At 72.3% G+C, this 9191-nt stretch carries 10 protein-coding genes; 4 read left to right on the forward strand and 6 right to left on the reverse strand.

The features are described from left to right. Positions 1-253: 253 nt before the first annotated feature. Positions 254-1012 carry a TIGR00730 family Rossman fold protein gene (locus tag C3488_RS30515; RefSeq protein WP_103844121.1) on the reverse strand — a complete coding sequence of 253 codons (759 nt, stop codon included), beginning with the start codon at positions 1010-1012 and terminating at the stop codon, positions 254-256. Between the two features lie 114 nt (positions 1013-1126). After that, positions 1127-2206, reverse strand: a complete 1080-nt coding sequence (gene dapE / locus C3488_RS30520) for a succinyl-diaminopimelate desuccinylase (RefSeq protein WP_103844122.1) — start codon at positions 2204-2206, stop codon at positions 1127-1129. Between the two features lie 96 nt (positions 2207-2302). Here dapE and C3488_RS30525 point away from each other — a divergent pair, with 96 nt between their 5' ends. Further along, the gene (locus tag C3488_RS30525; RefSeq protein WP_103844131.1) at positions 2303-3262 is read left to right on the forward strand and encodes a heavy metal transporter; all 960 of its coding nucleotides are present in this window, start codon (positions 2303-2305) and stop codon (positions 3260-3262) included. Between the two features lie 340 nt (positions 3263-3602). Beyond that, entirely contained in the window at positions 3603-4037 is a 435-nt protein-coding gene (locus C3488_RS30530; RefSeq protein WP_103844123.1) for an ATP-binding protein, read from the forward strand. A gap of 127 nt (positions 4038-4164) precedes the next feature. Here the strand turns inward: C3488_RS30530 and C3488_RS30535 are convergent, their stop codons facing one another. Continuing rightward, positions 4165-5259, reverse strand: a complete 1095-nt coding sequence (locus tag C3488_RS30535) for a bifunctional succinyldiaminopimelate transaminase/glutamate-prephenate aminotransferase (protein ID WP_103844124.1) — start codon at positions 5257-5259, stop codon at positions 4165-4167. A 125-nt stretch (positions 5260-5384) separates the two neighbouring features. Continuing rightward, entirely contained in the window at positions 5385-5705 is a 321-nt protein-coding gene (gene fdxA / locus C3488_RS30540; RefSeq protein WP_043443616.1) for a ferredoxin, read from the reverse strand. A gap of 140 nt (positions 5706-5845) precedes the next feature. On the opposite strand from fdxA, the gene C3488_RS30545 reads away from it, so the two are divergent. Beyond that, a complete protein-coding gene (locus tag C3488_RS30545; RefSeq protein ID WP_103844125.1) occupies positions 5846-6913 on the forward strand; it encodes a GNAT family N-acetyltransferase in 1068 nt (355 codons plus the stop codon). A 17-nt stretch (positions 6914-6930) separates the two neighbouring features. Continuing rightward, positions 6931-7782, forward strand: a complete 852-nt coding sequence (locus C3488_RS30550; RefSeq protein ID WP_103844132.1) for a transglutaminase-like domain-containing protein — start codon at positions 6931-6933, stop codon at positions 7780-7782. A gap of 10 nt (positions 7783-7792) precedes the next feature. Here the strand turns inward: C3488_RS30550 and C3488_RS30555 are convergent, their stop codons facing one another. Together C3488_RS30555 and C3488_RS30560 are read right to left on the reverse strand one after the other, a co-directional pair. Further along, positions 7793-8407: a response regulator transcription factor gene (locus C3488_RS30555; RefSeq protein WP_103844126.1), complete on the reverse strand. Its 615-nt coding sequence runs from the start codon at positions 8405-8407 to the stop codon at positions 7793-7795. Further along, positions 8404-9191, reverse strand: a 788-nt coding sequence (locus C3488_RS30560; protein WP_258053768.1) for a sensor histidine kinase, incomplete at its 5' end; no start/stop codon positions are given. The genes C3488_RS30560 and C3488_RS30555, both read right to left, overlap by 4 nt.

Raw genomic sequence — 9191 nt, forward strand, 5'->3', positions numbered from 1 at the left:
CCCCTTCGACCCCACCAGGGGCTCGTGGGGCTGCTTCCGGTGCCACGCAGACCGGGGACGCGCCTGTGAAGGGGCGCGGGGAACTGAGCGACCAGCCACGGACGGGCCGCAGCCGGGCACCGGCCCGAGCCGCCCCCGTCTCGGGCCGACGGCCGAAAAGGGGACCGGGGGCGAAGCCCCCGGTAGCGTCACGCCCGCACCGGGTGCGTGCCCGGACCCCGGTGGTCCCACCGCCCCGGATCGGGCCCAGCGCCTAGCGTCCCGCCTCCTTGGAGACCAGGGCCACCGCCTCGTCCACGTCGTCCGTGAGGTGGAACAGGAGCAGGTCCTTCTCCGTGGCCTTGCCCTGGGCCACCAGGGTGTTCTTGAGCCAGTCGACCAGGCCGCCCCAGTACGACGTGCCGTACAGCACGATCGGGAAGCGTGTCACCTTCTGGGTCTGGACCAGGGTCAGCGCCTCGAACAGTTCGTCCAGCGTGCCGAGGCCGCCCGGCAGGACCACGAACCCCTGCGCGTACTTGACGAACATCATCTTGCGGACGAAGAAGTAGCGGAAGTTCAGGCCGATGTCGACGTAGGGGTTCAGCCCCTGCTCGAACGGCAGCTCGATGCCGAGGCCGACCGAGATCCCCTTCGCCTCGCAGGCGCCCTTGTTCGCCGCCTCCATCGCGCCCGGGCCGCCACCGGTGATCACCGCCCAGCCCGCCTGCACCAGGCCGCGCCCGAGCCGTACGCCCGCGTCGTACTCCGGCGAGTCCACCGGCGTCCGCGCCGAGCCGAACACGCTGATCGCGGGTGGGAGTTCGGCCAGCGTGCCGAAACCCTCGATGAACTCCGACTGGATGCGCAGAACACGCCACGGGTCCGTGTGGACCCAGTCGGTGGGGGCGCGCTCGTCCAGCAGCCGCTGGTCCGTCGTGCTCCTCGTCACCTGGCCCCGTCTGCGCAGCACCGGACCGAGCCGCTGCTCATCCGGCGGAATCTTCTTCCCCTCGGGGTTGCCGGTAGGCATGTGCGCTCCCTCCGCTCGGGGGTGGTTCCACCCCAGCGTAGATCCGCGCGGGTTACGGCGGGGGGACGTGCGCATGTCCGGCTCGGACGGCCGTCCCCCGCGTCCGGCGGCAGGTCAGGACGTCAGCCAGGCCCGCAGGCGCTCCTCCGCCGTGAGGATCTTCGCCGTCTCCACCCGCTCGTCCCGCTTGTGCGCCAAGAGCGGGTTGCCGGGACCGTAGTTGACCGCGGGCACGCCGAGCGCGCTGAAGCGGGCGACGTCCGTCCAGCCGTACTTGGGCATCGGGGTGCCGCCGACCGCCCCGATGAACGCCGCCGCGGCCGGGTGCGACAGCCCGGGCAGGGCGCCGCCGCTGTGGTCGACCACCCGGAAGTCCTCGACGCCGCAGTCCGCGAACACCTCACGGACGTGCGCGACCGCCTCCTCCTCGCTGCGGTCCGGCGCGTATCGGAAGTTGACCGTCACGACGCATTCGTCGGGGATCACGTTTCCGGCCACCCCGCCGGTGATGCCGACCGCGTTCAGGCCCTCCCGGTACTCCAGTCCGTCGATGACCGGGCGGCGCGGTTCGTACGCGGCCAGGCGGGCCAGGATCGGGGCCGCCGCGTGGATCGCGTTCGAGCCCATCCAGGCGCGGGCCGAGTGGGCCCGCTCGCCCCTGGTCCTCAGCTCGACGCGCAGCGTGCCCTGGCAGCCGCCCTCCACCTGGCCGTCGGAGGGTTCGAGCAGCACCGCGAAGTCGCCCGCCAGCCACTCCGGGTGGGTTTCGGACACATGCTTCAGACCGTTCAGGTGCGCGTCGACCTCTTCGTTGTCGTAGAAGACGAACGTCAGGTCGCGGTTGGGCGCGGGGACCGTCGCCGCGATGCGGAGCTGAACGGCGACGCCCGACTTCATGTCGCAGGTGCCGCAGCCCCACAGGACGCCTTCCGCGTCCAGACGGGAGGGCACGTTGTCCGCGATCGGGACCGTGTCGATGTGGCCCGCCAGGATGACGCGCTCGGGCCGCCCCAGGTCCGTACGGGCCACCACGTTGTTGCCGTACCGGTCGACCGTCAGGTGCGGCAGGGCGCGCAGAGCCGCCTCGACGGCGTCCGCGAGGGGCTTCTCGGTGCCGCTCTCGGAGGGGAAGTCGACGAGCCGCGCGGTGAGCCGTGCGGCGTCCAGCGTGAGGTCAAGCGGGGTATCGGCCATGTCATCGACCCTAGCGCGCCGGACCGCGCGCGCCCGCCACAGGAGTTGTCCACAGCACCGGGCAACCCGCCGTTCACCTCCAGTACCTTGTACGGCGTGTCAGAGCCGTCCCCCACCCCTGTCCGACGTGGCCGTCTCCTCCGTTTCGGGGCTGCCTTCGTGGTCCTGCTCGCCGTCGCGGGCTATCTCGTCGTGCAGTACCTCACCGGTTCGGCAGCGCCGAGATGCCTGGTCGTCTCCGGAAAGGACGACGGTGCCTCGTACGAGTTCACTCCGGAGCAGGCGGTGAACGCGGCGACGATCGCCGCCGTCGGCACCACCCGAGGCATGCCGGAACGCGCGGTGACCATCGCGCTCGCGACCGCCCTGCAGGAGTCCGGCCTGCGCAACATAGAGCACGGCGACCGGGATTCGCTCGGCCTGTTCCAGCAGCGCCCGTCGCAGGGCTGGGGCACCAGGAAGCAGATCATGGACCCGACGTACGCGGCGGGCGAGTTCTACGAGCACCTGGCCAAGGTGCCGGACTACACGAGTCTTCCGCTGACGGTCGCCGCGCAGCGGGTGCAGCGCAGCGGCTATCCGGAGGCGTACGCGAAGCACGAACCGGACGCCGTGCTGCTCGCCGCCGCGCTGACCGGCCGCGCGGCGGGCACGCTGACCTGCCAGGGCCGCCCCGCGCCGACGGCGACCGGGGGCCCCGACGCGGTGCGGGCCGCGCTGGTACGGGACTTCGGGCGCGACATGCTCCAGACGGCCGGCGCGGAGGTGGTCCCCCGGCGCCCGTCGCCGTCCCCCACGGCCACTCCGCAGCGGGCCGCCGACGACGCGGTGACGATCCCGGTGCCCAAGAGGTCCACCGCTTCGGGGACCGTCCGTGAGCGCGGCTGGGAGCTGGCGCACTGGGCCGTGGCCAACTCCACGGCGCTGCACATCTCACGCGTCTCCTTCGCGGGCCGCGAGTGGTCGCGCGGAGGCTTCGCCGGCGAATGGCGTACGACCGGCTCCGGCGACGGGGAGGCGTCGGCCACCGAAGTCCGTATCGTCACCGGCGGATAGTCCGGGCAGCAGTACGAGTTCTCACTCCTGCGGGTAATGCACGGCGCGCCTCGTCGACGGGGCGCGCACCTTTTTGCGCGGCCTTCGGCGTATACCGGAGCTCCTTGCGAACAAAGGGCTGTAAGGATTCGGCAGCCTTTCCGGCCGGTTGCCGTTTGCCCGATTTCATCCCCACCTGATAATGCGACGCATTGCCAACTCTTTACATTGGCCCACCGCAACCTTCGCGGGCTTCGAGCGGTAGTCACTGCGTCCGAGCCCGGAACGATGAACAGCCGAATCGGCCGAACTCCCGGGCGTAGCCGAACACTTCACCGTTCTCTCCCGTCTAAGGAGCATCATGTCCCTCCCCCTGACCCACCGGATCGCCCGTGCCGCGCTGCTGATCGCGGCGGGAGCGGCGCCCGTGGTCGGTGCGGCCGGCTCCGCCAGCGCGGCGACGACCGATCTGCCGGCCACCCCGAACCTCGGTGGGCTGACCGCCCTGGACACCGCGCAGGTCGGCACCACCCTCGACGGCGCGGCCCAGAAGGCCGACGGCGCGGCGCAGCAGGTCACCGGGGTCGCGGGCGACACCGGCAGCCACGCGGTCAAGGCCGGAAGCCAGGCGGCCAGGAAGGCGGTGCCGGCGGTGAGCCGGACCGGCGGGAAGGTCGTCGGGACGGCGGCGCCGGTCGCGCAGAAGGTGGCCGGGGACGCGGCGGGGCAGGCCGGCGGGCTGCTCGGGGGCGCGACCAAGGGCGGGCTGCCGAAGGGGCTGCCGCTGGGCGGCTGACACCGCCTTCCCCTAGCGCGGAGGGTCCAGGGAAGCTTCCCTGGACCCTCCGTCTGTTGCAGCGGACCTCGGCGGACCGTGCCCGGTGGCGCACCGCGGCTGACAGCCGCCTGGAGAGCAGCCGTCGTCAGCCGAGGCGCTCCACCGCTGCTGCCACCCTCTCGTCCGTCGCCGTCAGGGCGACCCGTACGAACTTCTCGCCCGCCTCGCCGTAGAAGTCGCCCGGTGCCACCAGGATGCCCAGGTCGGCCAGGTGGGCCACCGTCTGCCAGCAGGACTCGTCCCGGGTCGCCCACAGGTACAGACTCGCCTCGCTGTGCTCGATCCGGAGGCCGTGCTTCAGCAGGGCGGCGCGCAGGGCCGTGCGCCGGGCCGCGTACCGCTCGCGCTGTTCGCGGACGTGCGTGTCGTCGCCCAGCGCGGCCACGACGGCGGCCTGTGTGGGCGCCGACGTCATCATGCCGCCGTGCTTGCGGATCTCCAGGAGCGGGCCGAGGACCGCGGGGTCACCGGCGAGGAAGGCCGCGCGGTAGCCCGCCAGGTTCGAGCGCTTGGACAGGGAGTGGACCGACACGATGCCGTCGTACGAGCCGCCGTTCACGTCCGGGTGGAGGACGGAGACGGGGTCGGCCTCCCAGCCCAGCTCGATGTAGCACTCGTCGGAGAACAGCAGTACGCCGTGCTCGCGGGCCCAGGCGACGATCCTCGTCAGTTCCTCCTTGCCCAGCACCTTGCCCGTCGGGTTCGACGGGGAGTTGAGCCAGAGCAGCTTGAGGTTCGCGGGGTCCAGCTCCGTCGGGTCGTCGTAGGCCAGGTAGTCCGCGCGGGCCAGGCGGGCGCCGACCTCGTACGTCGGGTAGGCCAGCCGCGGGTAGGCGACCTTGTCCCCGGGACCGAGGCCCAGCTGGGTCGGGAGCCAGGCCACGAGCTCCTTGGAGCCGACGACCGGCAGGACATGGCGGTGGGTGACGTCGCGGGCGCCGAGGCGGCGCTCCACCCAGCCCGTGATCGCGTCCCGCAGCTCGGGCGTGCCCCAGACGGTCGGGTAGCCCGGGGAGTCCGCCGCCGCCACCAGCGCCTTCTGGATCAGCTCGGGCACCGGGTCGACCGGGGTGCCGACGGACAGGTCGACGATGCCGTCCGGGTGCGCGGCGGCCGTCTTCTTGTACGGCTCGAGCTTGTCCCAGGGGAACGTCGGAAGGCGGTCGGAGACTGCGGACACGGGGATCGGCTCACTTTCTGCTACGACGGGCGCCCTCTGCGAGCGCAGGGACGCCAAACGCCTCGGTCCCGTGCGTCGCCCGGCGGGCACCGCACGGGACCGGAACAATTTGGCCTCCGGGCCGCTTACTGGTTCATCGGGGGCAGCGCCGCGATGAAGGGGTGGTCGCGCTCGATCAGCCCCAGCTTGCTGGCGCCACCGGGCGAGCCGAGCTCGTCGAAGAACTCGACGTTCGCCTTGTAGTAGTCCTTCCACTCCTCGGGAGTGTCGTCCTCGTAGAAGATCGCCTCGACCGGGCAGACCGGTTCACAGGCCCCACAGTCGACGCATTCGTCCGGGTGGATGTACAAGGACCGCTGGCCCTCGTAGATGCAGTCGACCGGGCACTCCTCGATGCACGCCTTGTCCTTGACGTCGACACAAGGCTCTGCGATGACGTAGGTCACGCTGTCGTTCCTCCTCGATAGGGCGCTGGCGGGCCTCCTCAGGCTCCGCCGCCTGGCGCGCGGGAGCGCGGCGTCGTCGATGCCCGCACCTAGTATCTCCGTTCCGGGGCACGATCCGAACAGGAGGGGTGAACCGACCTGTGGAAATCTCTGCGGGCGGACGGCTCGAGATCCGCATAACCGCTGCTGACGTGGGAAAACGCGTCTCCGTCCGGCGGTGGAACGAACATGCCGCCGAGGGTGAGAAGTTCACCGACACGGTCGGAGTTCTCACATCATGGGATCAAGGTGTGCTGCTGATCACACGGCGGGACGGCCAGAGCGTCCGGATCGCGGAATCGTCGCTGGTCGCGGGCAAGGTGGTCCCCGCGGCTCCGGCGCGCCGCAGGGGCCCCGCCGCCTCCTACGAGGAGCTCGTGCGGATCGCCGCCCGGGCCTGGCAGCCGGTGGAGCGGGAGCGGCTCGGTGAGTGGGAGCTGCGCGCATCCTCCGGATTCACGCGCCGGGCCAACTCGGTGCTGCCCCTCGGCGACCCCGGGCTGCCGCTGGACGAGGCACTGACGGCCGTCCGGCGCTGGTACACGGCCCGTGGCCTGCCCGCCTACATACAGCCGGCGACCGGAGCGGAGGGCACGCAGGAGCTGCTGTGCGCGGAGCTCGAAGCGCGCGGCTGGACGCGTGAGGTGACCGCCGAGCTGTGGACGGGTTCCCTGGCGCCCCTCGCGGACCGCGAGGCGCCCGAGGTGGAGCTGTCCCGCACGGCCGACGCGGCGTGGCTCGGCCGCTACCAGCGCAAGGGGCTGAGCGAGGTGGCCCTGAAGGTTCTGGGAGGGGGGTCCCCCCGCTCGAGCGAAGTCGAGACTGGGGGAGGAGCCGAGAGTGGGCGAGGCCCCTCGGTGTGGTTCGCGACGGTGCCGGGAGCTCAGGGCACCCCTCCGGCGGCGATCGGGCGGTGCGTGGTGGACGGGCGGTGGGCCGGTTTCGCGGCGGTCGAGGTCGACCGGGAGCAGCGCCGGCGTGGCCTGGCCACCGCGGTGATGGCGGCGCTGGCCCGGCAGGCCCTGGACGAGGGCGCCTCGGCGGCCTGGCTCCAGGTGGAGAAGGACAACGAGGGTGCGCGGGCCCTGTACGCGGGACTGGGTTTCGGGGCGCATCATGCATATCACCACTACCGGGAGCCGGAGGGCTCCCGCGGACCGGTGGCGTGAGAGGGTTCGAGATCGTGATGCGTGGCCCCCGTCCCCCGGAGCCGGAGCGGGCCGCAGAGGTGCGGCGGCGGTTCGGCGAGGAGGCGCGGTCCGAACGGCCCGACCTCGCCACGCTGTGCCTGCTCGTGGGCGCGGCGGCGGACGGGGAGCTGGACGAGGCCGGGATCGACGCGGCGCAGATCGAGCTGGACCGGCTGGCCGGGCTGGTGCCGTTCCGGCCGGACGGGCCGCGGGCGTGGGCCGAGGCGCTGGCGGACGTGCTCGGGGGCCGCCTCGGGTTCCACGGCTGTGCCGCGGACTACGAGCGCCTGGAGTCCTCGCTGCTGCACGCGGTGCTGCGGCGGCGGCGCGGGCTGCCGATCCTGCTGTCGGTCGTGTGGATCGAGGTGGCGCGGCGGGCGGGGGCGCCGGTGTACGGGGTGGCACTGCCCGGGCACTTCGTCGTGGGGTTCGGGCCGCCGGACGAGCAGGTGCTGGCCGATCCGTTCGACCGCGGCCGGGTGCTGACCGGAGGTGACGCCGAGATGCTGGTCGCCGGTGCCACGGGGGCGGCGCTCGATCCTTCGATGCTCGCCCCTGCCGACCCGCTGGATGTCGTACTGCGGGTGTTGAACAACATCCGGGCGTGGGCCGCTGCTCGGCCCGAACGGTCGGATGTCGCCCTGTGGGCGGTGGAGTTGTCGTTGCTGGTGCCCTCGCATCCGGCGCGGTTGCGCTACGAGCACGCGCAGCTCCTGGTGCAGCGGGGGGAGTTCTTGCGGGGGGCCGCGGAGCTGGACGCGTATGCCGACGTCGTCTCCGCCGTCGACGACGCGGCTGCGGAGCGGGTGCGGGGGCAGGCTCGGGCTGCGCGAGCCATGCTCAACTGAAGAGGTACGGCTACAGCCAGCCCTTCTCACGAGCCATCCGCACGGCCTCCGCCCTGTTCCTCACCGCCAGTTTCTGTATGGCGGTGGACAGGTAGTTCCGGACCGTCCCCTGGGACAGGTGCAGCGTCGCCGCCAGTTCCGCGTTGGTCGCGCCGTCCGCCGCCGCGCGCAGGACCTCGCGTTCGCGCTCCGTCAGCGGATTGGCACCGTCGGCCAGGGCTGCCGCCGCGAGCGTGGGATCGATGACCCGTTCACCGGCGAGGACTTTCCGTACCGCCTCGGCGAGTTGGGAGGCGGGGGCGTCCTTCACCAGGAACGCGGCGGCACCCGCCTCCATCGCGGAGCGCAGATAGCCGGGGCGGCCGAAGGTGGTCAGCACGACCACCTTCAGCGCCGGCAGCTCACGCTGCAGCCGTGCCGCCGCCTCGATCCCGGTGGCGCCGGGCATCTCGATGTCCAGCAGCGCCACGTCCACCTCATGAGCGCGTGCGGCCGCCAGCACCTCGTCGCCGCGGGCGACCTGGGCGACGACCTCGATGTCCTCCTCCAGGCCCAGCAGCGCGGCCAGCGCCTCGCGGACCATCGACTGGTCCTCGGCGAGCAGGACCTTGATCGTACGGCTCATGTCCCGGATCCTACGTGGACCGCGGCGCCCACGGGCACACGCGCGACCAGCCTGAAACCATGCCGGACTCGCCCCGCCTCCAGCGTGCCGCCGGCCTTCTGAAGACGCTCGGTCAGCCCCGTCAGGCCGTTGCCCGGGCCGTTGCCCGCGCCTCCCGATCCGTCGTCCTCGACGGAGAGTTCCAACATCCGCCCGTCGAGGGTCTGCCGTTGCAGCACCTCGATCGTGCAGCGGCCGGCGCCGCTGTGCCGTACGACGTTGGTGACCGCCTCGCGCAGCGCCCAGGCGAGGACGGACTCGCTCTCCTCCGCGACCCCGGTGAGGTCGGGCTCCGCGGCTATGTCCGCTCTGACTCCGGCCGCCGTGAGGGCTGCCTGCGCGCCCGCGAGTTCCGCGGAAAGGCGCGGGCGCCGGTACCCGGTGACCGCCTCCCTCACGTCGACGAGCGCCTGGCGGCTGACCCGTTCGATGTCGGCGACCTGCTGGGCCGCCTTCTCGGGGTGGTCGGGGAGCATACGGCCGGCCAGCTCGCTCTTCAGCGTGATCAGGGAGAGCGAGTGGCCGAGCAGGTCGTGCAGATCGCGCGCCAGGCGCAGCCGCTCCTCGTTGGCCGCGAGCTGGGCGACGGTGGCGCGGGCCTTGCGCAGCTCGATCGTCGTGCGCACCAGTTGGCCGACGCCCGTCATCGCGTACCCGATGAGCACCACCAGGAGCAGCAGGTTCTCCACCTCGTCCGCCGCGGCGCCCTGGAAGCCGACCAGGGCCATCACGGCGGCCGTCGCGG

Origin of the sequence: Streptomyces sp. Ru72 (genome assembly GCF_002920635.1) — a bacterium.
Lineage (GTDB): Bacteria > Actinomycetota > Actinomycetes > Streptomycetales > Streptomycetaceae > Streptomyces.